Source organism: Fictibacillus solisalsi, assembly GCF_900103485.1.
Taxonomy (GTDB): domain Bacteria; phylum Bacillota; class Bacilli; order Bacillales; family Fictibacillaceae; genus Fictibacillus_C; species Fictibacillus_C solisalsi.
Map to the genome: position 1 here is coordinate 167,854 of NZ_FNHW01000003.1, position 23,312 is coordinate 191,165.

Genomic DNA, 23,312 nt, shown 5'->3' on the forward strand with positions numbered 1-23,312 from the left:
ATTCAGAAACGAATAAACTGGGGATAGTACTCAGCTATTAGTGGAAAGATCGAAAGAAGTGGTAGGATGTCACTGGCAGAACAAAAGCGAATTGGCAAGATTGCCATGCTATATGTGCTGGATGAAGGCCGGCAGGAAAGCGTGGAGGAACTGGGTTGGATTCATTGCAGCGGCAAGGTAGGCTCTATGGAATCCAATAAAATTGTTGCGGCGATTGAAACAGCGGCCAAGAAGAATGAAGTGATCAACGGCAGTGTCTACCGGGAGACCCATGCGCTCTATCATGCGATTATGGAAGCGCTTCATGGTGTAACACGCGGCCAGGTTCAGCTGGGAACTGTTCTTCGCACCGTCGGTCTGCGATTTACAGTGGTCAGAGGCCAACCGTATGAGCAGCCGGAAGAAGGAGAATGGATTGCTGTAGCATTATATGGAACCATTGGCGCCCCCGTTAAGGGACTTGAGCATGAAGCCATTGGACTCGGTATTAACCACATATAACAAAAGCCCATAGTGATTAGTGATCAGGGGGCTGTATTTTAAGAAAACAGGTGTGCCTGTTTCTTTAAATGCAGCCTCTTTTTGTTTGCACTTCATTAAAGGGAAAAAGGAGCAGAATCGCCATGGTTATTTTGACAGGAAATACGCTGACACTTGAGGAAACAAAACGAATCATGAAAGACGGTGAACAGGTTGCTGCCTGTAAAAAAAGTATGGAAAGGGTAGGCAAGAGCCGGAGTGCGGTTGAGCGGATTGTGGATCAGGGAGAAGTGATTTATGGCATCACCACCGGTTTTGGCAAGCTAAGTGATGTATATATTGCGCCTGAAGATACAGAAAAGCTGCAAATGAATTTAATCAGAAGTCATGCCTGCGGGGTAGGGGAACCGTTTCCGGAAGAGGTCAGCCGCCTAATGCTGGTCTTGCGTGCTAATGCCTTGCTGAAGGGCTACTCTGGGATCAGACCAGCTGTGGTTGAAACGTTGCTGAAGCTCGTTAACCATCAGATTCACCCGGTTATCCCCCAGCAGGGATCTCTCGGGGCAAGCGGCGATTTAGCTCCGCTCTCCCACCTGGCTCTCGTATTGATCGGGGAAGGGGAGGTGTGGTATCACGGAAAGCGAATTCCTGCGATGGACGCTCTGCTTCAGGAGGAAATTCTGCCGCTTACCCTTACAGCAAAAGAGGGGCTGGCATTGATCAACGGTACGCAGGCCATGACTGCCCAAGGGGTGGCTGCCTATCTGGAGGCCGAACAGCTGGCCAGCCAGGCGGAATCCATTGCAGCAATGACGATGGAGGGGTTAACGGCCATTACGGATGCTTTTGATAAAGATATCCATCTCGCCCGTGGCTACAGGGAACAATGTGAGGTTGCAGAGCGGATCCTATCCTACCTGGAAGGGAGCGGGCTGACAACCAGACAGGGAGAAGCAAGGGTACAGGATGCCTATTCCATCCGTTGTATTCCTCAAGTACATGGAGCTTCCTGGCAGGCGCTGGGCTATGTAAAGGAAAAACTTGAAATCGAAATCAATGCAGCGACAGACAACCCCCTTATTTTTGATGAAGGACGGAAGGTCATTTCAGGCGGGAATTTTCATGGCCAGCCAGTAGCGCTGGCGATGGATTTTCTCAGTATCGCCATGGCTGAATTTGCCAACATTTCGGAACGGCGCATTGAGCGGATGGTGAATCCGCAGCTTAGTGATCTCCCCGCCTTTTTAAGCCCGAATCCCGGGCTCGAATCGGGTGCCATGATTATGCAATATTGTGCAGCCTCTCTTGTTTCTGAGAATAAAACGCTGGCCCATCCAGCCAGTGTCGATTCCATTCCCTCGTCGGCCAATCAGGAAGACCATGTCAGCATGGGAACGATCGGCGCCAGACATGCTTACCAGATCATCACAAATGTGAGAAGGGTGCTTGCTATCGAACTCATTTGTGCTCTTCAAGCGGTAAGGTTCAGAGGAATTGACCGGATGGCTCCGATAACGAGAAAAATTTATGAACAGGCCAGTTCGATTTGCCCGCCGATTACTTCGGACCGTATGTTTTCAAATGATATCGAAAGAATGAACGAATGGCTCAAACACAATCGATGGGACAGCCTCATTAATGTGTCCGGTGAAAATCCTAAAGAAATGCAACGATAAAAGGAGGAAATGTAACATGTCAGAAACTATTCAACGAATCTCTGCTCCACGAGGAAATAAACTTCATACAAAGGGATGGGTACAGGAAGCTGCACTTAGGATGCTCATGAACAACCTGGATGCAGAAGTGGCAGAAAAGCCGGAGGAACTGGTCGTTTACGGAGGAATCGGAAAAGCGGCCAGAAACTGGGAGAGCTATGAAAAAATTGTGGCCGCGTTAAAAGAGCTGGAAAGTGATGAAACCCTCCTGATTCAATCTGGTAAACCTGTTGCCGTTTTCAAGTCTCATAGTGATGCCCCAAGAGTGCTTCTTGCCAACTCGAACCTCGTTCCTGCCTGGGCCAACTGGGAAACGTTTCGTGAGCTTGATGGAAAAGGGCTTATGATGTACGGCCAGATGACCGCGGGAAGCTGGATCTATATTGGGACACAGGGGATACTTCAAGGTACGTATGAAACGTTTGGGGAAGCGGCACGCAAGCACTTTCACGGTTCGCTCGAAGGGACGCTTACCGTTACAGCGGGACTCGGAGGTATGGGAGGGGCACAGCCGCTGGCCGTTACAATGAACGGGGGTGTGGTTATTGCCATTGAATGTGATCTTTCTCGCATTAAGCGCAGAATTGATACAAAATATTGCGATGTGCTCGCTCTTGATCTTGATGAGGCATTGATGATGGCCAAAAAAGCGATGGCTGAAAAGCGTCCGCTTTCCATTGGTTTGTTAGGCAATGCCGCAGAACTTTTGCCACAGCTTGCGCAACGAAATGAAATTCCGCAGCTCGTGACCGACCAAACGTCAGCCCACGACCCATTAAATGGATATTTACCTGTCGGAATGACTATGGAAGAAGGGGCTCGCCTTCGCAAGGAAGATCCCCAAGCGTATATTAAGAAAGCTAAAGAAAGCATGGCAATTCACGTTCAGGCCATGCTCGACCTGCAGGAAAAAGGAGCCATAACGTTTGATTATGGCAACAACATCAGACAGGTGGCATTTGATGAAGGCGTAAAAGATGCCTTTGCTTTCCCTGGGTTTGTTCCTGCTTTCATCCGGCCATTGTTCTGTGAAGGGAAAGGCCCATTTAGATGGGTGGCATTGTCAGGTGATCCGGAGGATATCTATAAAACGGATGAAGTCATTCTCAAAGAATTTGCTGACAACACGCATTTGTGCAACTGGATAAGAATGGCCCGGGAAAAAGTTCAATTTCAAGGGTTGCCTTCACGAATTTGCTGGCTAGGATATGGAGAACGGGCAAAATTTGGCCGTATCATCAATGAAATGGTGGCAAAGGGAGAGCTGTCTGCTCCAATCGTCATCGGCCGGGACCATCTGGATTGTGGTTCGGTAGCTTCTCCAAACCGGGAAACCGAAAGCATGCGGGATGGGAGCGATGCCGTAGCGGACTGGCCGATCCTGAATGCACTGATTAACTCTGTCAATGGAGCAAGCTGGGTTTCGCTCCATCATGGTGGAGGAGTGGGAATGGGATATTCCTTGCACAGCGGTATGGTGATAGTGGCCGACGGTACTCATGAAGCAGCTGAAAGATTGGAAAGGGTGCTTACATCAGACCCCGGCATGGGCGTCGTCCGGCACGCGGATGCAGGATATGAGTTGGCCAAGAAGACCGCCAAAGAAAAAGGAATTCATATGCCAATGCTGCAGGAATAGGAGGAAAAACAATGCTGGATACACTACTCACACCTATCGGCCAGCTGCTGATAATTACGGGTTCAGAAGGCCCAAAACGGGGAAGTGACATGGCCGTTCTTCCTGTAATGGAGCAAGCTGCGCTGGGAATAAAAGATGGAAGAATCACTTTTGTCGGAAGTGCCGAAGAAGCAAAAGGAATAGAGGCAAAAGAAAGAATAGACTGTAGCGGTAAAGTCGTGTCCCCTGGCCTGGTCGACCCCCATACCCATCTTGTTTTTGGAGGATCACGGGAACACGAAATGGCATTAAAGCAGCAGGGGATGTCCTACCTTGAAATATTGAGCCGGGGAGGCGGCATTTTATCCACTGTAAAAGCCACAAAAGCAGAAAGTGAGGAAGCCCTTTTTCAAAAGGGGCTGTTCCATCTTGACCGGAGCCTGAACCTGGGCGTCACCACCATAGAAGCAAAAAGTGGCTATGGACTGGACAGGGAAACGGAGCTAAAACAGCTAAGGGTGGTAAAATTATTAAATGAGGCGCATGAAATGGACATCGTCTCTACATTTTTGGGTGCCCACGCCCTGCCCCCGGAATATAAAGGGGAGGCTGAGGCATTTCTGAAAAGCATGCTTGACCTTTTGCCGGAAATTAAAGCAAAAGGACTTGCGGAATTTGTAGATATTTTTTGCGAGACAGGAGTCTTTACGGTTGAACAATCCCGCCAATTTTTGGCCTCTGCCAAAGAGATGGGATATGGGGTCAAAATTCACGCAGATGAAATTGACCCTCTTGGCGGAACGGAAATGGCGTGTGAAATCGGAGCGATTACGGCTGATCATCTCGTTGGTGTTTCCGAAAAAGGAATATCCATGCTGGGAACAGCACCGACTATTGCCGTCCTGCTGCCGGGGACAACATTTTATCTGGGCAAAGACAGCTATGCACCTGCCAGACGCATTATTGAAGCAGGCGGTGCTGTCGCCTTGGCAACCGATTTCAACCCAGGAAGTTCACCGACTGAAAACCTTCAATTTATCATGAATTTGGCCGCATTGCGGCTTAAAATGAAGCCGGAGGAAATTTGGAATGCGGTAACGGTAAATGCTGCGTATGCCATTGGAAGAGGGAACGAAGCCGGTGCGATCGAGGTGGGAAGATGGGCAGACATTGTGTTATGGGATGCTCCAAACTATCAATACCTTCCTTACCATTATGGTGTAAACCACGTAAACACTGTATGGAAAAAAGGCAGGAAAGCAGGGGAGAGGAAGCATTCCTATGCCTGATATCCGTTATCTTCTTCCCGCCAGCGAACCTAAATTCAAGGATAGTGGAATAACGAAAGCAGGTGAATTGCTAAAAGCCTGGAACGGCATTCCGGCAACAGGGATTGGTTTGATTGGAGCTCCTTTATCCAAGACCTCCATATCCCACTCGGGGGCTGCCTTGGCGCCTGAAGTGATTCGAAAAATGCTGCATTCGTTTACGACCTACAGTGTGGAAATGGATAAGGACCTTGAGTCTGTGGTCATTACCGATTTTGGGGACATCACTCCCCATGTAACAGATCTGAAAGAAACACAGAACAGGTTTGTACAGGTGATCCAAGAAGTGCTCGAACGCAATCCGGATATCATTCCTGTTATCCTGGGCGGGGACCATTCCATCAGTGCGTCGAGCATTAAAGCCTTTAGGAAGAATAAAGGACCGGTCGGGATTATTCAGTTTGATGCCCATCATGATCTCCGAAATCTTGTAGATGGGGGGCCTTCCAATGGTACACCCTTCCGCCAATTAATAGAAGGAAATGATATTAAAGGAGAGCATCTGATTCAAATCGGAATCCGGGATTTTTCAAATGGCATAATGTATACGAACTATGCCAAAGAAAATGGCATTACGGTCTACTCCATGAATGAAGTTAATCGTTTGGGAGTGCGGAGGCTTTTGGAGGAGAGTGTTCGTACTCTTAAATCCAAGGTTTCATGCATTTATGTTTCAGTGGATATGGACGTCCTGGATCAGGCGTTTGCTCCGGGGTGTCCAGCGATCGGACCAGGAGGAATGACCAGTGATGAGCTTATTCAGGGTGTACAATACCTCTCCACCTGCCCGGATGTTAAGGGGATGGATATTGTCGAGGTGGATCCAACCCTTGATTTCAGGGATATGACCAGCCGGCTGGCAGCTTTCCTGATCCTTCAGTTTCTTCTGTATCGCTCTTGATAAAAAGGAATAAACCATCCAGAAGAATGGCTCTGGATGGTTTTTATTATGATTTTTCCTCCTTTTTCAGCATCCGGTTCAGCTTGGACCAGCGGAGCTCGATAAGCGGTTGAGCAAGTGCAATTACAGGCTTGCTGGCCAGGAACATAGTAATGATCACAGCGAGGACAAGGAGCATGACATAATAATTGTTGTCCTCGATTGTTGAGAACAGATCAGTTGTAAACAGATATTTCAAAACAAAACCGTGCAGCAGATAGATATATAACGTCCGCTCTCCGAATTCGGTAAAGAAAAATCTTCGTTTCGGTATAATGGCCAGAAAGCTGAACGTTGATAAAAACATTACCGCATACAAGCCGAGCCTGATTAAACCGCCATACCATTCATTATGCCCCAATATATCCGCATAGGAAGAAGAAGACAGGAGCCAGTCCTTGGCATGATCAGGAATAAAGAAATGATAAGCCAAAAACATGAGTACGAGAAAAACCCCCGAAACGATTCGTATGGATGGCTTAAGAATTTGTTTAAAATCCCGTTTGGTCAAATAGTGGCCCAAGAGAAAAACCGGAAAAAAGACAAACGTTCGCAGAAGGCTTAGGTAAGTCCCGATTTCTGTAATGTAACCAACCGCAATTCCGATGCCGACCGCGAGGAGCAGCGGGTATTTCATTTTTACAAAGACCTTTAAAAGGATGTTCCAAAATACAAGGCTTAACAGAAACCATAGCGCCCAATGTGGATCGAAAAAGTTAAGCTTCATTTCACTTTTATTATAAAGATCATAATAAAAAAATGAATAGATTAACTGGAAAACGATGTACGGGACAAGAATCTTCCTGAAGATTTTGGAAAGATATCCGTCCTTCAGTACTCCTTTGGTGAAAAATCCGGAGATTAAAATAAATGCCGGCATGTGGAAGGTATAGATGAAATTATAGATGGTGTAAAGCCAATCACTTTGGCTTTTGATCGGAGAAATAAAGTGTCCGAACACAACCAAAAAAATTAAAATAAAGCGTGCATTGTCAAAATAATAGTCTCGTTCTTTTACTTGGGTTGCCATAATTCCTCCAACGTTTACAAGACGTGCAAATATAGTTATTCGTTTCTTTTTTTTGAGCAGGGTCCGTTTTTTTGTATCTCTTTCTATAATTCCCATAAATGACTGGTAATCTAACCTATAAATAAAAAAAGTACAAACGGGAGTTTGTACTTTTACCATACCATTCTTTTCTTAAAAAGAGCTTAAAAATCAATTTTAATCTTAATAAATCCTGCACTGCGCAGAGCTTCATAGATAATGACAAGTGCCGGCCCGACAATTAGTCCGATGAAGCCGAGGAGCTGGAAGCCAAGGTAGAGGCTGATCAGTGCGGCAAGCGCTGAAATTCCAAGGCTGGAGCCAAGAATCTTGGGCTCGATAATACGGCGGATTACTGTAAGAACAACAAACATGATGATCAAGCCGATCGCAAGGAAGTCATCACCTACTATAAAATTGTAGATCGCCCAGGGAACGATAAACGATCCGGTACCCAGTATAGGGAGGATATCGACAAGAATGATGAATAAAGCAATCAGAACGGCGTATTTGACATCCAGAATCAAGAGGCCGATTAATGCAAGCACATAGGTGATAAAGCTTAAGATCAGCTGGGCACGGATAAATCCTACAGTTGCTCTGGACAGCTGGGTAAAGACGAGCTCCACCTTTTCCCTCGCAGAGGTTGTAAACAAATTGAGAAAGTTGGCAAAAAGCCGCGGGAGATCCAGTGAAATTAAAAATAAAGCAACCAGATAAATAATAAGGTAGAGCAGCAGCTGAGGAATGGCAGCCGCTACCGCAATGATGCCGTTGGTCAGTTTGGTCGCAAAGCTCCCGGCATAATTCTTAAACCCGTCCAAGGCATTCTGAACAGTCGAAAGGACTTCAGGAGGAAGGGAGGCATAGAGCTTTTCTACTTTATATAAATCTTTTTCAATCAGACTGAATACTTTTACTGCATACTTCGGAACCATCGTAAGAAAATCAATCGTTTGAACAACAAGTGTGGTCGTCAGCCAGTAGGTAAAAATGCCGAATCCGGCAAGAAATAAAATAAACACAATCGTTACGGACAGCAGCCTTTTAATCTTAAAGTTGTTTATAAAAAGTTTGATCGCGGGTTCAAGCACCAAAGCGGTCACAAGGGCTAAAATCAATGGAATGCTGTAAGGAATAAGAAAAATGGCTGCAGCCAGCAGCACAATAATAATAATTACATTCTTTAGACGCATTTCTGTACATCATCCTCTATGTAGAATAACTTTCTCTCTAATTAAATGATTATATGGAACGGATAAAAAGTCAATCTGTAATATTGGTAATCTCATGAATTTTGCGAGTTTTTCCTTTGGTGCATGGTAACCAGGATGGCATTGAGCTGTCCCCCAAGAATAAGAATCATGGCGGACAGGTAGAACCAGATCATCAGCGTCAGCAAAGCACCAAGATTTCCATATATCTGACGATAATCAAACAAAGTCACATAGTAGGAAAAACCAAGGGAAATCAGCTGCCATCCGATGGTTGAAAAGAAAGCGCCGGGAAGAACATGTTTTAATTTCAAGCGAACATTTGGGGCGATAAGGTATAGGGAAATAAACATAACCATGAGGATCACAAAGCCCAATGTCCATCGGGTCGTTGCCCAGAAATGAAAAGCTGGGTGATTGTATCCAAGGTGATTGGCTAAAAAGATGCCAATCGAGCTCCCAAAGACGGGAAGCAGCAATGATGAAACGATTGCAATAACCAGGCCGATGGTCAAAAGGATTCCCAGGAGCAGTTCCCTGATAAACGGCCGGTTCTCTTCTACATGATACGCTTGATTGAATACACGGATAATAGCGAGAATGCCGATTGAGGACAGCCAGAGGGTGACCAGCAGACTGATTGAAAAAATATCCCCGCGGCTTTGATCAAGAACCGAAATCAAGTTGTATTCCAGCAGGTTAAATGCCTGAACAGGAGCAAATGGCCGGATAAGCTCCAGTACGGAGGACGACGAAATCGGCAGAAAGCCCAGTATGGAGAACACCAAAAACGAAAACGGAAATAGAGAAACCAAAAAATAATAAGCAAGCTGTGCCGACAAATCGAACACTTTATCTTCAAAAAAACGCAATTTCAATTCTTTCAGAAATACAATCATAACAAGCTCCTTTTGCCTCGCTAGCTCCAGTATTCCCCTTGTTTCAGCTAAAGAGACGTGGAGGTCAAATTTTTTCGCCGCCTAAAAAATGATTGAAACCTTATGCCTGTTGAACCGTATACTTTAACGTGCCAAAATTCTTAAAAAGCAGAATTGAGAGGTGAAGGACAAAGTTGCGATAGGGAAATGGACGATGCATGTCTCCCCGCTTTTTAAGAGATGATAAAAAAAGAATTTGAAATTATTTTATGTGTTTTTGACTAATCATACGGTGTTTGAGCTGGAAATCAAGGAGGATATTCACTGATGGATTTTTTTTCAACCGAATTTCTGTCTGCGCTCTTATCCATTGTCATTATTGACTTGGTACTCGCAGGCGACAATGCGATTGTCATAGGGCTTGCAGCAAGAAATTTGAAAAAAGAACAGCAAAAGAAGGTTATCATCTGGGGAACGGTCGGAGCGGTCGTGATTCGTGCATTGGCAACACTGGCCGTTGTATGGCTGCTTAAAGTTCCTGGCCTGCTTTTGGCAGGTGGCCTGATCTTAATTTACATTGCCTATAAGCTCATGGTAGAGGAAAAAGACCACGACATTAAAGCACAGGACAGTATTTGGGCGGCTATCCGGACCATTATTATCGCGGATGCGGTTATGGGTCTTGATAATGTGCTGGCTGTGGCAGGAGCAGCGCATGGAGACTTTTTGCTCGTTGTTCTTGGTTTATTGATTTCTGTTCCGATCGTCGTTTGGGGCAGTACATTGTTCTTAAAATTGATCGACAAGTTTCCATTCATTATTACTATCGGGGCTGCTATTCTTGCCTGGACAGCCGCGAAGATGATCGTTGGTGAACCGTTCCTGAAAGAATATTTCAGCAATCCATTCATAAAGTACGGTTTTGAAATTGTAATCATTGCTGCTGTGGCTCTCGTTGGCTGGCTAAAGAAACGTTCGGGCAGCAGGAAAACTGCAGAACCGGCGAATCAGCGCGAAAGCGGTGTCTAAACGAAACGAAAAAAGCTGAAGCAGATGCTGTTCTGCTTCAGCTTTTTGTTGATTCATTTAGTACACATCTTTTTTGGTAAATACGGCAAAGGAAACAACGAGGCCTCCGATTGCCCATACCAAAAGGACAATCAGTGAAAAGCCGAGGGACATCCCTTCTATTGGTGTGGCCATTCCGCTGATGTAGTCTGTGAGGCTGAGATTAACCATAAACAAATATTTCGCACTTTCCCATGAAGAAACCATGTTGGAAAGAATCGCTCCGGCAATAAGTGCAGCCAGCATGATTCCCATGACAGCAGCTGTGCTTCTTAGCAGAACCGAAAGCATGAAGGTTAAAGTTCCGACTACAAGGCACACAAACCAAACTAAACCAAATTCCATAAGGATATACTGCCATTGGGGTATGAGGTGAACGGTGTTCGTAACTAATTCCTCTCCGCTTGTGCTAAAACCGGTGAGCAGCGGCATGCCCCATCCCCCATAACCGAACACCACGCCGGATATAGCATATGATAACACCGCGGATGCCGTCACAATAAAGGAGACGGACAAGATCAATGCTAAATATTTGCTCAATAATATACGCCATCGCTTGACTGGCCGGGTAAGCAGAAGCTTGATGGTTCCGCCACTTGCTTCCGATGAAACGAGGTCGGCAGCTACTACCATGACCAGAAGCGGCAGCAGCAAATCAATGGAGTTTTCAACAAACACCCTCATGAATGTGGGGGCACCGGGAGCTTGCGGATTAATATTGTGATCCAAATAATACTGCTGCTGTGCCAAACGGATCTTCAGATATTTTCTCCAATCATCCTGCATCCTGCTAGAGCTCAGCCGGTTTTGTGTATCCACAATTTCCTGCTGAAGCTGTGTTCTCCAATCCACGTTCCCCAGCTTTTCCCGTGTTGTTTTTACTTCCTGATACTGTGCGTACGTAAAGAGAGGGACAAGAGCAGCGATGATGAGGATGATAACGAACAAACGCTTCTTTCTGAAAAGCTTCAGCAACTCGTTATGGACAAGTTTATTCAATATGCTCGCCTCCTGTCAGTTCCAGGAAAAGATCTTCGAGGGCAGGCAGCTTTGTTCGCATCTCTTTCACTTCCACTCCTGCAGTAACGAGCATCCGATTCCAATTCCCGATTTGATTTTCATCATATAAGGTAATAAGATGTCCTTCCGATCGTGTGACATTCGTGACTTCCCTGAGCAGGGATTCTGCTTTTTCCAGGGGTTCAGCTTTCCATACCACCCGTTCTTGTTCTGCCAGCAAGGCATGTACCGAGTCCACACGGATGATGCTTCCTTTTGAAATAATCGCCACACGGTCGCACATCAGCTGAATTTCACTAAGCAGATGGGAAGAAACCATGACACATAATTTTTCTTTTTCAGCGAGGAAGCGGATGAACTCTCTCATCTCACGTATGCCAGCAGGGTCCAATCCGTTGGTTGGTTCATCAAGAATCAGCAATTTGGGGTCTCCAAGCAAGGCCTGGGCAATCCCCAGCCTTTGCCTCATGCCCAGCGAATAGGTTCCGACTCTGTCATGAATCCGGTTTCCCATATCCACAAGTTCAACGACTTCATGAAGCCTTTTCTGCGGAATGGAGGGATCCATACGGGCAAAATGTTCAAGGTTTTCCCAGCCGGTTAAATAGGAATAAAGTTCCGGATTTTCCACGATGCAGCCCAAATCCTTCATCGCGTCGCCAAAATGGGTCTGAACGTTTTTTCCTCCGATTAAGACAGTGCCGGAAGACGGCTTAATCAATCCCACGATCATACGGATGGTTGTCGTTTTCCCGGCCCCGTTCGGACCCAAAAATCCAAAAACCTCTCCAGGGTACAAGTCAAAGGAGATGCCTTTAATGATATCTTTTTTGCCGATCGTCTTTCGCAGGTTATTTACGGATAGAGCAGGTGATTGGCTCATTTCTGGTCCTCCTCGCGAAAATGGATGAGGGAAGCTGTGCGCTCTCCGATTAATTGATATCCTTGTTTGTTGGGGTGAAAATGATCACTGTACAAATAATCATTTACATTCAGTTCAAAAAGGTCAAAAGTCGGTACATAAATGATATTTGGCTGAGCAGCTGCGGCGTTGGCCGAATCATAATTCCACTTTCTGACGATGCTGGAGGTCGTTTTCGAATCCTGCATGTCACTGAAGGGATTATAAAGCCCAACATGATAGATAATACCGTTTTTATTCAGCATGCGGATTTTTTTATAAATGGCTTTTAAGTTTGAAAGATAAACGTCTTCTGTTTTATTGATAGTTTTCGATTCCAGTTCTTCGAGCGCTTGTCCTCCACGGAATAAATCATTGCCGCCAATGGTCAGCAGAATTACATCTGCATTTTTTATTTGCCGCTTAATCTGTGGCTGCTGGATTTGCTTAAGAAGCTGGACAGAGGTCTGTCCCTTTATGGCAGAATTGGTCAACTCGATTCGCTTTTTTGTTTTCTTTGCTAAATCTTCCTTGAGGTAACCAATGTATCCCTTGCCATCAGGATCTCCTGTTCCTCTTGTCAATGAATCGCCAATGGCCGCAATTTGAAGGGTTTTCCCTGATGAATCTTCCTTCTGTTGTTGTGCGGTATCCGGTTTTAGCGTTTCTGCCTGCCGGTTTATATTATCCGCAAAAAATTGATCCTGAAGGACCCAGGCAAGACCCGCCAGCCAGACCAATGCGGATAAAATGGAAAGAGCTGTGACGAGAGATAGACCTTTTTTTCTCACAAGACCATCCTTTCATACCCTGATTAGTAAAAGCATAGCAGACATTGGAAAAATCTCTTACTATTTTGCATAGGATTTCCTTCATTTATTTCAAATCTTTGCAAATCTGTCACATTAGGAATTTTGGGATTTTTTTATTGATATTCACTGGTAAAGAAAGAGACAATATAGAAAACGGTGGAGGGGCAACAAGGTGACCATAAATATGATGAAAAAAATGAGAAGCATGGTGGCCGTATTGGTTATAATTGGCGGTTGTGCAGCCTATATGTATAGCAGCCTGATGCCGCCGCTTGAGATACAAACTGAAAGAACATCCGCGGTACAAACATGGCTGTACGCAGAAAATACCGGCCGCTTTCCTATAAAAATAGAAGCTTTTTATATTAATAATAATGAAGTTCCTCCCGAGGCCTCTATGAAGATGAATACTTCTTGGGCTCCGGCCCGCGGGCAGAAGATTTCTGCAGGAGGAAAAAAGAAAGTACGTATTCTGCATGACTTTCCGGCTAAGCGCATCGTGATTGTTTATCGATATGGAGGCATTCCTTTCACTCGTCTGTTCCCTGTAAAGATGTCGGTTACTAATAAAAGATAGTGCTTTTTAAGATTTTGTTTAGTTTTTGTTGAGATTTGCAGAAAAAAGAAGCAATTTTGTAAAAAAACTCATGTATTGAAGATGAAGCAAGCAAAAACCGTTAATATTAGATAAAATAGATTATTCTGAATATTTTAATTATGTTCAGAATAAAGTATTATAAACGTAACAAAAGAAGGGAGTAGATTCCAATGAAGAATGAAAGCGAAGCATGCTGAAGAAGCTGTATCCAGCTTATGCATGTGGGTCTTCAGAGTAGTCTATTTAAGAACACATAATCTGTTAAAGGCGTGATTCCAATGAAAAATGTTAGCGAAGCATGTCAGGATCGTATCCACCATAAAACCAGCCCGTGAAAACTGGTTTTGCGATACGTGGACATGTGGGAAACCAGTGACGGGTACGCATTAACTCAGAGGACGTGGTTCCAATGACATCGGCAAGCGAAACATGCTAGAATCATGGCGCAAAGGAAAATAGTCCGTGAAAACTATTTTCGCATCATGTGGGCATGTGGGAATCCAAAGAAGGAAAATAAACTGAAAGATGCAAGTCTGCAAGTAATGCAAGGCATGTGTTTTAAGTAAAGAAAGGAAAATCAATAAGTGAATAGCAAGTACATTAAATGAGGCGCACGTTTATGTTCATTCACATAAACAGCGCCTTATTTTTATATTTGTATAAACGTTATAACACACGGGTTTTCAGGGAACGTTATGAACAATTTTATTTCACTTTTGTTTGAGGCTTGAAGCCGCAGGGAATCTTAGCATGGAAATGGAGGGGTATGGATGAGCAAAGGTGCTGAAAACAAAGCTTCAGAAACAACCAAGCACGAGAAACCGGAGCGGCAATATTATTTCCCTGCTCAAATTGTAGAAAGTTTTATAAAAAAAGGAAAAGAGTCCCTGCAAACGACCTATATGGCCCAATTCATTCTTTCGGTTCTGGCGGGGGCGTTCATCGCATTTGGAGCACTCGGTTCAGTACTGCTCACAATGGATGTGGACAGCCAGGGGGTCATGAATCTGCTTGCAGGTATCGGCTTTACCATCGGCTATGCCATGGTTTTCTTATCCGGCTCTATTCTTTTTACCGAAGTAAACATACTCCTTCCAAGCTATATCATGCAAAGCAAATACTGGATCAGTAAAAAACTGCTCTATTTCTGGCTGATCTGTTACATAGGAAACTTCCTTGGCGCGTTATTTGTCGGATTCCTGCTCAATTTTTCAGGATCGCTGCACGGGGAATTTTACGATCACCTGCTCACCTTCATGGAAAAGAAAATGGAATTTACGCATCGTGGAACATGGGGTTGGTTTCAGGTGCTTTTCTCAGGCATCCTCGCCAACTGGCTGATTGGAGCGGCAGCGGTTCTTGCTACGGCGGCAAGGGATGTTGTAGGGAAAATACTTGGTATCATGCTGCCTGTCATTATTTTTGAAGCCGGCAACTTTCAGCATGCCGTTGCAAATATGGGGTATTTCAGCATATCTGTTCTTGAAGGATTTGATATCAGCTGGTACAAGTTTATCCTTTTAAATTTATTCCCCGCGACCATTGGGAATTTAATCGGCGGCGGGATTCTCGTGTCTCTGCTGCTGTCCTACGCGTATAAGGAAGAAATTGATGAGGGAGTACTGAAGGAAGAAGAAGAGGCGATTGATGAAATCGAACACAAGGATCAACATGGGGAAATGAAACCCGGCAGTCATAAGGAATAAAGATTATGCCTGTTACAGGCTAAGTGCGTGTTAATTTCAGAAAAACAGGGTAAATAACAATCACTAACAAGTATGAGGAGGCCCATCATGAGCTTAACAAAACAGCAAATCAACGAACTCGAACAATCATTGCTGAGTATGAAGAAACAGCTTGAGCAGCAGCAGGAATTAAGGGAGAACGAGGAAAGCCTGCAGGAGTCTACAGGGGAAATTAGCTCAGTTGACAGCCACTTTGGTGATATGGGGAGTGAGTTATATGACCGCGAAATGGCAATGGCGCTTGATGAAAATCAGGAGGAAATTCTTGAAGACATTAACGAAGCGCTCCAACGTATCGAAGAGGGTACCTACGGGAAATGCGTTGACACGGGAGAGGAAATACCTTTCGAGAGATTAAAAGCTCTTCCTTATGCCAAACGTACAGTGGAGGCCCAGGAAGTAGCGGACAGGGAAGGGAAAACGAGTGGCGAGTATGAAATTCAAGAACCGTCATTTGTTCGCCAGGGAGAAAAAAATTTTGAAGACAGCCGAATGAGAACGGTAGACGAAATTATGGATACACATGGAAATGCATCAAACAAAGGAGAGGACGCGTGAGCCGCTCCTTATTTTTTCCAAATAAAAAAGCAGCAGTCCCTCTAACGGGGTTCTGCTGCTTTTTTGTTTTTGGCGTACTTCTTGCTGCTGGCATATTCCAGAATGGGTTTAAAGTAAAAGATTGAATTAAACAAAATGTTTCCGAGCAGGATGCCGGCAAATGCATCGAGAATAACGTGCTGTTTAACAAAAAGGGTGGACAAAATGATCAGATATCCGATCAATGCCACCGCAGCAACAAAAACGGGAGTCTTCGTTTTACAATGGCGGGAAGCAATTACCATGAGGTAGCTGCTCAGCACATGAATGCTTGGAAAACAATTGTACGGTTCATCTGCCGAATAAATATAACGGATCATGGATGTAAAGAGACTGTTTCCGTCCAAGGGAGGCCTTGGAACAGTGGTCTGAAAAAAGAAGTAAATAACATAACAGATGACCATTCCGGTGGTAAGGCTCAACAAAGTCTTATAGTAGAGAGACCGGTCATAAACAAAAAAGTAAAATAGCATGCCAAAAATGAAAATATACCAAAAGACATAGGGAATAATAAATGCTTCAATAAAAGGGATCTGCTGGTCAAACGATGTGATAAGGCTCCTGGCTCCACGGTCTCCATTATTCAGCAACTCATAAAAAGAGTGCAAAAGCGGAATAGAGAGCATTAAGCACAAAGGAAAGAAATGCATTTTTAATTTACTCAAAGTCACTACTCCTTTAGCCGTGATAAAAAGTACTTACTATGTATTACCCTATTTTACCCGAATGAACACTATAAGCCGTCCACAAGTGAATACCACATTATACCATATTTTGGGGCAGTACCGGTTTTCCAGTAGAGAAATGGCCATTCCAAAAAACGGAATACGAAGCATAAGATTATGCAGGTTCATGTTCATCATAGCGTAAAAATATGCCAATAGCACCCCCTTAAACCCCTTAAAAGGAAGTGTATTGTAGAAATGAATGCTAAATTCACTAAATGTTCCAATATATGATGTTGAAATCTTCAATTATTACATTTTTGGGTGGGTGAAAAGACCTGCAATTAAAGTTGGGTAGAGCAAATGGCGGAAATTCCTCTCCATATTTTAACTACTATTGACAAAATTTGTGGAAATCTTTAGGTTTAATGTCACGAAAAAGCGGGAATTATCTCTTTTTGTAATATTACTGTAATCTTCCTAAAACACGGATGTCATATTTTGTTGGTAAAATCTAAGTAAGTTAGCAAGAAGAAAATACCAACACTGGTAATACAGATTTTAGGGGGATACATACTTTGAAAAAATTGGTAGCAGCAGCGGCACTAGTAGGAATGATGGCTTTTAATCCGATCGTAGGTAAAGCAGCTCTTGGCGATCACACTTTAAAACAAGGTATGACCAGTAAAGATGTACAACAATTACAGACCGTCCTAAAGAAAAAGGGATACTTTACATATAAAAAGACAACGACTTACTATGGTACATATACGAAATCAGCAGTTAAAAAGTTTCAAAAAGCAAAACGTTTAAAGGCGGATGGCATTGCTGGCACAAGCACATTTAAAGCACTGGGCGTAAAGAAAGTCGTAAAGAAAAGTTCTTCAAGCAGCTCTGCAAGTGTAGTAACAGTAGCTAAGCGCTATAGAGGGGTTCCATACCGTTGGGGCGGAACGACACCAAAAGGTTTTGACTGCAGCGGCTACATCAACTATGTGTTTGAAAAAGCCAAGAGAGTAGACTTGCCACGCACGGTTTCAGGTATTTATTTGAAAGGTACCCGTGTAAGCAAGCCAAAAGCAGGCGATGTGGTATTTTTCCATACGTATAAGAGCGGTGCATCTCATGCAGGGATTTACATTGGCAACAATGAGTTCATTCACAGCTCATCTTCTAAGGGTGTAAGTATTGCTTCAATGAAAAATCCATACTGGGCTCCTAAATATCTTGGAGCAAAGAAAATATAACAGGAAAACAGGCATATTCAATATGTCTGTTTTTTTATTTATTCTTCGTTATATTGTTTTACTTTTCTGAATACTATAGTATAATTTAAGACATATTGTAGGACCTTAATGCAGTTTACCTTCCTGTGAAAGGAGTGTTAGGCATGTATTTGGGTGGAACTGTCAAAATCGATCGATTTGACGGAGAATATTTCGAGGTGAGCCAGAACTGGCTGATGGATATTGTCTGGAACAAATATCACATGCCGCTAAGGGACTTTTTGGCTTCCTATGACAGACGAGACAGCGACTATATACTATCACTTGCGAATCAGAACGCGCTAAAGTTTGAATTAAATGATGAAAACCACTTATTTCTGTAAGTGGTTTTTTGTTTTTGCCCAGTGTCATCCTCTTTACCCGTTTCATATCATATGAAAGATGTGAGGCAAGGAGGAAGAACAATGGCGAAAAAACCAGCGAAGAAAACGGCAAAAAAGACATCCAAATATGATCAGGCGGTCAACAAGTATGCACATACAGTAAAAATGGTTACAAGCTCGACCTGTATTTCATGCAAGACACAGTGTGCGAGAGGGCTGGCATATATCGATAAAATGAACCATCCGGGAGCAGTGGGCCATGGCGTCCCTTGCCATCTGACCAAAGGAAAAGGAACCAAATAAGATGGAATTGCACGGGTCCCGCTTCATGTCCATTTTAGAGCCAGTTGCATCATGGGTGAAGCGGTGCCTCTTTTTTGATAAATGGAGGATAATGGCAACAAAAGGTGTTTACACAGAGGCTTACAAGGGAAAGGTTCAGAATAGTGTGAAGTTCTTTGGCTCTGGCCCATAAAATAGAAAACATACACTTATACCCGAAAAGTCAGGTGATAAAAATGAGCAGAGAGTGCAGAGAAAAACTGAGTTTAAATGGAATTTGGAAATGTGTGCAGGATGAAGATGACCAATTGGAAGGAAACATTCGAAATAAGCCGGTTTACCATGCTGAGGAGTTAACATGGACAGATATTCTTGTTCCTGCCCATTGGCAGAAAGCGGGTTATGAAGATTTTCAGGGAGTGATGTGGTATAAGGTGACATTCCGTGCACCGCCCCAAAAATCGGATAAGATGTTTTATATTTGTTTTGACGCGGTAGATTATTACTCGGAAGTTTGGCTGAACGGTGTGTATTTGGGAACGCATGAAGGAGACTTTGATGCATTTGAATTCAATGTTTCCGATTTTCTGCATAATGGCGAAGAAAACATTCTGATCGTCAAAGTTACCTCTGAATTGGATACGAGACCGGAAAGGAAAAAGATCGCAAAAGGGGGGCTTTATCATTGGGACTGCCTTCCGGTAAACCAGGAAGGGCTTACCGATTGTCCAGAGGTCCCTTCTTCTGTGAATGCCCACTATCCGAATCCACTCATCAACCCGGGCGGTATTTGGAAGGATGTCTATCTGGAGGAACGAGGAAAGGTACATATTGAGCATATCCAGATTACCCCCTACTTAAAGGATGACTATAAGAAAGCCACCATCTACTTGGACGTTGAATTAAACAACAACAACAGCAAGGAAGCAAAGATTGATGTGGAGGTATCCTTTTTGCCGCATAATTTCAGGGGGAAAATATACAGATGGAAACGGCAGAGTTATTTCCAGAGGCCGGGAACAAGCAGTTATTCCATGACCGACCAATTGTCCCAGCCAAAATTGTGGTGGACATGGGAACTTGGCTTTCCCCATCTTTATAAAGCTGTGATTGAGGTTTGGGCAAATGGGGTATTGGTGGATAAAAAGATTCAAATATTTGGAATTAAAGAAATTAAGATGGATGAAAACTGGATCTTTTATCTCAACGGTACGAGAGTTTTTATCAGAGGCAACAATTATTTGTCCGATCAGTTCCTTTCCCTAATGACCAAGGAGTCCTACCAGCTCGACGTCCAGATGATGCTGGACGCCAACATGAACACCACCCGTTTGTTTGCCCATGCGGAACAGGAAGAGTTTTATCAACTGTGCAATGAAAAGGGGATTATGGTGTTTCAGGACCTTCCGTTTCAATGGGGCTATGAATCGACAGGCCTTTTTATAAAAAGAGCAGAGGATGTCGCCCGGCGTTTTATACGGATGCTGTATAACCACCCGTCCATCATTCTTTGGTCATGCCACAGTGAATCCCGCTATCATGATTACAATAAGCTGGATAATATGCTGCTGCGCGTGGTTAAAGAACTCGACAGCCTGCGCCCTGTGATAAAAAATTCAGTCCTTGTCTCTGAAGAAGAACTTCCACACTATTTTGAGACACTTGATGATTTTACAAATTACATCGGTACACATTTAAGTGTTCACTGGGTCGGATGGTACTGGGGGAAAATTGAGGACGCAGAATTCTATAATCCGATGTTTGTAACAGAATACGGCACACAGTCCATTCCGAATGAAGATTCCCTAAAGAAGTTTATGAATCAGGAATCTCTATGGCCGGTTAACTGGGAGATCTACCGCACATGGGGATTCCAGACGAACATTTACCAGACCATGATGGGATCTGTGATGACCCAGTCGCTTCAGGATCTTATCAACATTACCCAGGATTACCAGGTGCAGTTTTACAAGGAACATACGGAGGCATTAAGAAGGAAGAAATACAATCAGGTTGGCGGACTGCTTCAGTTTCACTTTGTCAATACCGGACCTTCCATTGACTGGTCCATTATTGACTATTACCGCCAGCCGAAGAAAGCGTACTTTGCCATGGCAAAGGCTTTTGAACCGCTCCATCTGTCGTTCAACGGAGATATTACTGAAGGTGAACTTGGGCGCACAGCCACGGTCATTCCATGGATCATTAATGATTATAATGTAGCTTTTGAAAATTATGAAGTGACCTACAAAGTGTTCCTGGAAGATGGAACGCTGGTGGATCAGCAAAAATTTTCCGTCCCATTGATTGAGAAAGATTCCGTCCAGTCGTTTGAATCGTTAACCCTTCCAGTTGCGAAAGGGGAGACGGTTACCGTAACAGGCCAATTAAAGGATATGAACGGTGCTTTAATTATGGAAAATGACAAAGTGATCCGGTCGCTTCCATCTGAAGATGAGGTGCAGGATCCATTTAAATCACCCATACGATTATAAAATGAGGAGGCAATTCTATGAAAAAGGGAGTATTACTGTTGTTTTGCCTTATATTTGCATTTTCGATGGCTGGCTGTTCCAACGACAAGCAGGGAGCGTCCGGATCGGAGAAAGGCGGGGAGGTGAAGCTTAAGATGTGGGCGCACCAGGGCCAGCCCAAGGAAGTCGACTTTTATAAAAAAAGGATTGACGAGTTTAACAAAGAACATAAAGGTAAAATTAATGTAAAGCTTGATATCATCCCAAGCGGTACAGGTCATGCGTATGAAGATAAAATCAATGCAGCTGCCACCTCCAATGGACTGCCGGATGTTCTCGATATGGATGGTCCCTTTGTCGGAAACTATGCAGCTACCGGTATTCTTTCACCAATCGATGATTATGTAGAGAAGAGTGACAAACAGGATTTTGCCAAATCCATCATCCAGCAAGGTACATATGACGGCAAGCTTTATGCACTTGGAGCGATGGAATCCTCTATTGTAGTCTTTTATAACAAAAAACTATTAAAAGAAGCGGGTATTCAGGCTCCTGAAACACTCGACAAAGCATGGACGTGGGACCAGTTCATGGAAGCCTCCAAAAAGCTGACAAAAGGTGACGTGCGCGGACTTACCATGCACATGGATCTTGGGGTCGGTGAGTGGCTCACGTACATGGGTTCTGTATTCGTATGGTCAAATGACGGGCTCTTGCTAAACAACGACAGAACGAAAGCAGAGGGCTATTTAAACGGGCCGGAATCCGTAGAAGCGTTGAATTATGTGAAAGGTTTATTTAAATCAAAGGTTGTAAGTGTTTCCAACGGACCTGCAGATTTTGAAGAAGGAAAAGCTGCTATGATGATCGGCGGAGTATGGTTGATTCCTGGTTTTGAAGACTATAAAAATCTGGATTGGGAGATGACCTATTTCCCTTACAGCAAGAAGAAAGTGTCGCCTTCAGGCTCTTGGGCATTTGGTGTTTCCAGCCAATCTCAGCATCCAAAGGAAGCGGCAGAAGTTGTAAAATGGATGAGCAATAAGGATTCCGTCATTGAAATCTCAAAGATTACCGGAATGCCCCCGGCGAGAGAATCCGCATTTAAGGAAATTAAAGAGTATGACAAACTTCCGAAAAAGGTAATTAAAGATCAAGTATTGAATACAGCAAAAGCCCGTCCGGCCACTCCGGCCTATCCGGTATTGAGTGCCAAGTTTGCAGAAGCATTCCAAGCAGCTGCGCTCGGGCAGGATGTCAAACAGGAACTTGATAAAGCGGCAAAAGATACCGACCGGGAGTTGGAGCGCTTTAAAAAGTAACAAGAGAAAGGAGTGATCATATCACTCCTTTTCATATATTTTTACGCGGAAAGGAGAAAAGGATGGAACCTGTTACCCAAAAAACAAACGTAAATAATGCGTTGCCGACCGTGAGCCCGAAGCAAAGAAAAAGAAAAAATTTGTATACCAGCTATGGCTTTGTAGGTCCCGCTATAATCCTGCTCTTTGTATTTTTGATCCTTCCGGCTGTTTTGGCGTTATATTTCAGTTTTACAAACTATTATCTTCTAACCCCCGAAAATACCAAATTTGTGGGAATGGAAAATTACAAACGCCTTGCAGAAGATAGTCTTTTTCTGAAATCGCTGGGTAATACAGCTCTCTTTGTCGTTATTGTTGTTCCCGTCCAAACTCTCGTTGCATTGGCCTTGGCACTTTTAGTCAATCAAAAATTAATGGGCATAAAATTTTTCAGGATGGCCTTTTTTGCACCGGTTGTGACCTCAATGGTCATTGTGTCCATCCTCTGGACCTTTATTTACAATCCGGACAATGGATTGGCGAATTCCATTTTAAATATTGTGGGTCTGGGGCCGTTTCAATTTCTGACGGATAAAGACCAGGCGATGTACTCTATTATATTTATGAGCATCTGGCAGGGCGCGGGCTATCAAATGATGATTTTTCTTGCCGGACTCCAAGAGATTCCAGATCATCTTTATGAGGCGGCATCGATTGACGGAGCTAATGCCTGGCAAAAACTAATTCATATTACCATTCCGGGAATCCGCAACATTCTTGTATTTATTGCTATCGTTACGATGATCGCTGCAACGAAACTGTTTATCCAACCGTTTGTGATGACACAGGGAGGACCGCTCGATTCCACCAAAACCCTTGTTTACATGGTGTACGAGACCGGTTTTAAATTCCGGGATGTTGGTTATTCCTCCGCTATTGCCATTTTATTCTTTTTGATTGTATTGATTATTTCCATTTTGCAGCGAAGGTTCATTAAAGAAAATACTGAATAGGAG

At 43.9% G+C, this 23,312-nt stretch carries 22 protein-coding genes; 15 read left to right on the forward strand and 7 right to left on the reverse strand.

What is annotated here, in order from left to right; genetic code table 11:
* The first annotated feature begins 66 nt into the window (after positions 1 to 66).
* The 5 genes from hutP (at position 67) to hutG (ending at position 6,042) form a co-directional block, all read left to right on the forward strand.
* Complete coding sequence (gene hutP, locus BLT53_RS20380; RefSeq protein WP_090237919.1) at positions 67 to 501, forward strand: histidine utilization transcription antiterminator HutP; 435 nt, start codon at positions 67 to 69, stop codon at positions 499 to 501.
* A gap of 122 nt (positions 502 to 623) precedes the next feature.
* Positions 624 to 2,156, forward strand: a complete 1,533-nt coding sequence (gene hutH, locus BLT53_RS20385; RefSeq protein WP_170834451.1) for a histidine ammonia-lyase — start codon at positions 624 to 626, stop codon at positions 2,154 to 2,156.
* A gap of 16 nt (positions 2,157 to 2,172) precedes the next feature.
* Positions 2,173 to 3,834, forward strand: a complete 1,662-nt coding sequence (gene hutU, locus BLT53_RS20390; RefSeq protein ID WP_090237925.1) for a urocanate hydratase — start codon at positions 2,173 to 2,175, stop codon at positions 3,832 to 3,834.
* Positions 3,835 to 3,845: 11 nt separating this feature from the next.
* Positions 3,846 to 5,102 (forward strand): imidazolonepropionase, encoded by a 1,257-nt coding sequence (hutI, locus tag BLT53_RS20395; protein WP_090237928.1) that lies wholly within the window; start codon positions 3,846 to 3,848, stop codon positions 5,100 to 5,102.
* Complete coding sequence (gene hutG / locus BLT53_RS20400) at positions 5,095 to 6,042, forward strand: formimidoylglutamase (protein ID WP_090237931.1); 948 nt, start codon at positions 5,095 to 5,097, stop codon at positions 6,040 to 6,042. Before hutI ends, hutG begins: the two co-directional genes overlap by 8 nt.
* A gap of 46 nt (positions 6,043 to 6,088) precedes the next feature.
* Here the strand turns inward: hutG and BLT53_RS20405 are convergent, their stop codons facing one another.
* The 3 genes from BLT53_RS20405 to BLT53_RS20415 all read right to left on the reverse strand — a co-directional run bounded on the left by BLT53_RS20405 (position 6,089) and on the right by BLT53_RS20415 (position 9,242).
* Positions 6,089 to 7,111 (reverse strand): acyltransferase family protein, encoded by a 1,023-nt coding sequence (locus BLT53_RS20405; protein ID WP_090237934.1) that lies wholly within the window; start codon positions 7,109 to 7,111, stop codon positions 6,089 to 6,091.
* Positions 7,112 to 7,293: 182 nt separating this feature from the next.
* The gene (gene ytvI / locus BLT53_RS20410) at positions 7,294 to 8,325 is read right to left on the reverse strand and encodes a sporulation integral membrane protein YtvI (RefSeq protein ID WP_090237938.1); all 1,032 of its coding nucleotides are present in this window, start codon (positions 8,323 to 8,325) and stop codon (positions 7,294 to 7,296) included.
* 92 nt (positions 8,326 to 8,417) lie between these two features.
* Entirely contained in the window at positions 8,418 to 9,242 is an 825-nt protein-coding gene (locus BLT53_RS20415) for a YihY/virulence factor BrkB family protein (protein ID WP_090237941.1), read from the reverse strand.
* 306 nt (positions 9,243 to 9,548) lie between these two features.
* Here BLT53_RS20415 and BLT53_RS20420 point away from each other — a divergent pair, with 306 nt between their 5' ends.
* The gene (locus BLT53_RS20420; RefSeq protein ID WP_090237944.1) at positions 9,549 to 10,250 is read left to right on the forward strand and encodes a TerC family protein; all 702 of its coding nucleotides are present in this window, start codon (positions 9,549 to 9,551) and stop codon (positions 10,248 to 10,250) included.
* 57 nt (positions 10,251 to 10,307) lie between these two features.
* Here the strand turns inward: BLT53_RS20420 and BLT53_RS20425 are convergent, their stop codons facing one another.
* From BLT53_RS20425 to BLT53_RS20435, 3 genes are read right to left on the reverse strand one after another with little or no spacing between them, the layout of a single operon-like run.
* Positions 10,308 to 11,288, reverse strand: a complete 981-nt coding sequence (locus tag BLT53_RS20425) for an ABC transporter permease (protein WP_090237947.1) — start codon at positions 11,286 to 11,288, stop codon at positions 10,308 to 10,310.
* The gene (locus tag BLT53_RS20430) at positions 11,281 to 12,192 is read right to left on the reverse strand and encodes an ABC transporter ATP-binding protein (RefSeq protein ID WP_090237950.1); all 912 of its coding nucleotides are present in this window, start codon (positions 12,190 to 12,192) and stop codon (positions 11,281 to 11,283) included. The genes BLT53_RS20425 and BLT53_RS20430 overlap by 8 nt, the downstream gene beginning before the upstream one ends.
* Complete coding sequence (locus BLT53_RS20435; RefSeq protein WP_090237956.1) at positions 12,189 to 13,001, reverse strand: SGNH/GDSL hydrolase family protein; 813 nt, start codon at positions 12,999 to 13,001, stop codon at positions 12,189 to 12,191. Before BLT53_RS20435 ends, BLT53_RS20430 begins: the two co-directional genes overlap by 4 nt.
* 205 nt (positions 13,002 to 13,206) lie before the next feature.
* Between BLT53_RS20435 and BLT53_RS20440 the strand changes: the two genes are divergently transcribed.
* From BLT53_RS20440 to BLT53_RS20450, 3 genes are all read left to right on the forward strand, one after another.
* The gene (locus BLT53_RS20440) at positions 13,207 to 13,599 is read left to right on the forward strand and encodes a hypothetical protein (protein WP_139168444.1); all 393 of its coding nucleotides are present in this window, start codon (positions 13,207 to 13,209) and stop codon (positions 13,597 to 13,599) included.
* Positions 13,600 to 14,390: 791 nt separating this feature from the next.
* Positions 14,391 to 15,326, forward strand: a complete 936-nt coding sequence (locus BLT53_RS20445; RefSeq protein ID WP_090237961.1) for a formate/nitrite transporter family protein — start codon at positions 14,391 to 14,393, stop codon at positions 15,324 to 15,326.
* An 87-nt stretch (positions 15,327 to 15,413) separates the two neighbouring features.
* Positions 15,414 to 15,923, forward strand: coding sequence for a TraR/DksA C4-type zinc finger protein (locus BLT53_RS20450; protein WP_170834452.1), 510 nt, complete (start codon positions 15,414 to 15,416; stop codon positions 15,921 to 15,923).
* Between the two features lie 41 nt (positions 15,924 to 15,964).
* On the opposite strand, the gene BLT53_RS20455 is transcribed toward BLT53_RS20450, so the two are convergent.
* Positions 15,965 to 16,627 carry a phosphatase PAP2 family protein gene (locus tag BLT53_RS20455; RefSeq protein WP_090237966.1) on the reverse strand — a complete coding sequence of 221 codons (663 nt, stop codon included), beginning with the start codon at positions 16,625 to 16,627 and terminating at the stop codon, positions 15,965 to 15,967.
* A 578-nt stretch (positions 16,628 to 17,205) separates the two neighbouring features.
* Here BLT53_RS20455 and BLT53_RS20460 point away from each other — a divergent pair.
* The 6 genes from BLT53_RS20460 to BLT53_RS20485 all read left to right on the forward strand — a co-directional run bounded on the left by BLT53_RS20460 (position 17,206) and on the right by BLT53_RS20485 (position 23,309).
* The gene (locus tag BLT53_RS20460; RefSeq protein WP_090237969.1) at positions 17,206 to 17,874 is read left to right on the forward strand and encodes a C40 family peptidase; all 669 of its coding nucleotides are present in this window, start codon (positions 17,206 to 17,208) and stop codon (positions 17,872 to 17,874) included.
* A 143-nt stretch (positions 17,875 to 18,017) separates the two neighbouring features.
* Positions 18,018 to 18,236, forward strand: coding sequence for a hypothetical protein (locus BLT53_RS20465; protein ID WP_090237972.1), 219 nt, complete (start codon positions 18,018 to 18,020; stop codon positions 18,234 to 18,236).
* Between the two features lie 81 nt (positions 18,237 to 18,317).
* Positions 18,318 to 18,539 carry a hypothetical protein gene (locus BLT53_RS20470; protein ID WP_090237975.1) on the forward strand — a complete coding sequence of 74 codons (222 nt, stop codon included), beginning with the start codon at positions 18,318 to 18,320 and terminating at the stop codon, positions 18,537 to 18,539.
* A 215-nt stretch (positions 18,540 to 18,754) separates the two neighbouring features.
* Positions 18,755 to 21,013, forward strand: a complete 2,259-nt coding sequence (locus BLT53_RS20475) for a glycoside hydrolase family 2 protein (protein WP_090237978.1) — start codon at positions 18,755 to 18,757, stop codon at positions 21,011 to 21,013.
* A 17-nt stretch (positions 21,014 to 21,030) separates the two neighbouring features.
* Positions 21,031 to 22,314 carry an ABC transporter substrate-binding protein gene (locus BLT53_RS20480; protein ID WP_090237980.1) on the forward strand — a complete coding sequence of 428 codons (1,284 nt, stop codon included), beginning with the start codon at positions 21,031 to 21,033 and terminating at the stop codon, positions 22,312 to 22,314.
* A 62-nt stretch (positions 22,315 to 22,376) separates the two neighbouring features.
* On the forward strand, positions 22,377 to 23,309 hold the full coding sequence (locus tag BLT53_RS20485) for a carbohydrate ABC transporter permease (RefSeq protein WP_090237983.1): 933 nt from the start codon (positions 22,377 to 22,379) through the stop codon (positions 23,307 to 23,309).
* The last annotated feature ends 3 nt before the right edge of the window (positions 23,310 to 23,312 follow it).

Coding starts and splice junctions, on each gene's coding strand:
- BLT53_RS20470 (WP_090237975.1), top strand. CDS start 18,318: ATGGCGAAAAAACCAGCGAAGAAAACGGCAAAAAAGACATCCAAATAT.
- BLT53_RS20420 (WP_090237944.1), top strand. CDS start 9,549: ATGGATTTTTTTTCAACCGAATTTCTGTCTGCGCTCTTATCCATTGTC.
- BLT53_RS20415 (WP_090237941.1), bottom strand. CDS start 9,242: ATGATTGTATTTCTGAAAGAATTGAAATTGCGTTTTTTTGAAGATAAA.
- BLT53_RS20405 (WP_090237934.1), bottom strand. CDS start 7,111: ATGGCAACCCAAGTAAAAGAACGAGACTATTATTTTGACAATGCACGC.
- hutH (WP_170834451.1), top strand. CDS start 624: ATGGTTATTTTGACAGGAAATACGCTGACACTTGAGGAAACAAAACGA.
- hutG (WP_090237931.1), top strand. CDS start 5,095: ATGCCTGATATCCGTTATCTTCTTCCCGCCAGCGAACCTAAATTCAAG.
- hutI (WP_090237928.1), top strand. CDS start 3,846: ATGCTGGATACACTACTCACACCTATCGGCCAGCTGCTGATAATTACG.
- BLT53_RS20430 (WP_090237950.1), bottom strand. CDS start 12,192: ATGAGCCAATCACCTGCTCTATCCGTAAATAACCTGCGAAAGACGATC.
- BLT53_RS20475 (WP_090237978.1), top strand. CDS start 18,755: ATGAGCAGAGAGTGCAGAGAAAAACTGAGTTTAAATGGAATTTGGAAA.
- hutP (WP_090237919.1), top strand. CDS start 67: ATGTCACTGGCAGAACAAAAGCGAATTGGCAAGATTGCCATGCTATAT.
- BLT53_RS20440 (WP_139168444.1), top strand. CDS start 13,207: ATGATGAAAAAAATGAGAAGCATGGTGGCCGTATTGGTTATAATTGGC.
- BLT53_RS20445 (WP_090237961.1), top strand. CDS start 14,391: ATGAGCAAAGGTGCTGAAAACAAAGCTTCAGAAACAACCAAGCACGAG.
- BLT53_RS20480 (WP_090237980.1), top strand. CDS start 21,031: ATGAAAAAGGGAGTATTACTGTTGTTTTGCCTTATATTTGCATTTTCG.
- BLT53_RS20485 (WP_090237983.1), top strand. CDS start 22,377: ATGGAACCTGTTACCCAAAAAACAAACGTAAATAATGCGTTGCCGACC.
- BLT53_RS20465 (WP_090237972.1), top strand. CDS start 18,018: ATGTATTTGGGTGGAACTGTCAAAATCGATCGATTTGACGGAGAATAT.
- hutU (WP_090237925.1), top strand. CDS start 2,173: ATGTCAGAAACTATTCAACGAATCTCTGCTCCACGAGGAAATAAACTT.
- ytvI (WP_090237938.1), bottom strand. CDS start 8,325: ATGCGTCTAAAGAATGTAATTATTATTATTGTGCTGCTGGCTGCAGCC.
- BLT53_RS20450 (WP_170834452.1), top strand. CDS start 15,414: ATGAGCTTAACAAAACAGCAAATCAACGAACTCGAACAATCATTGCTG.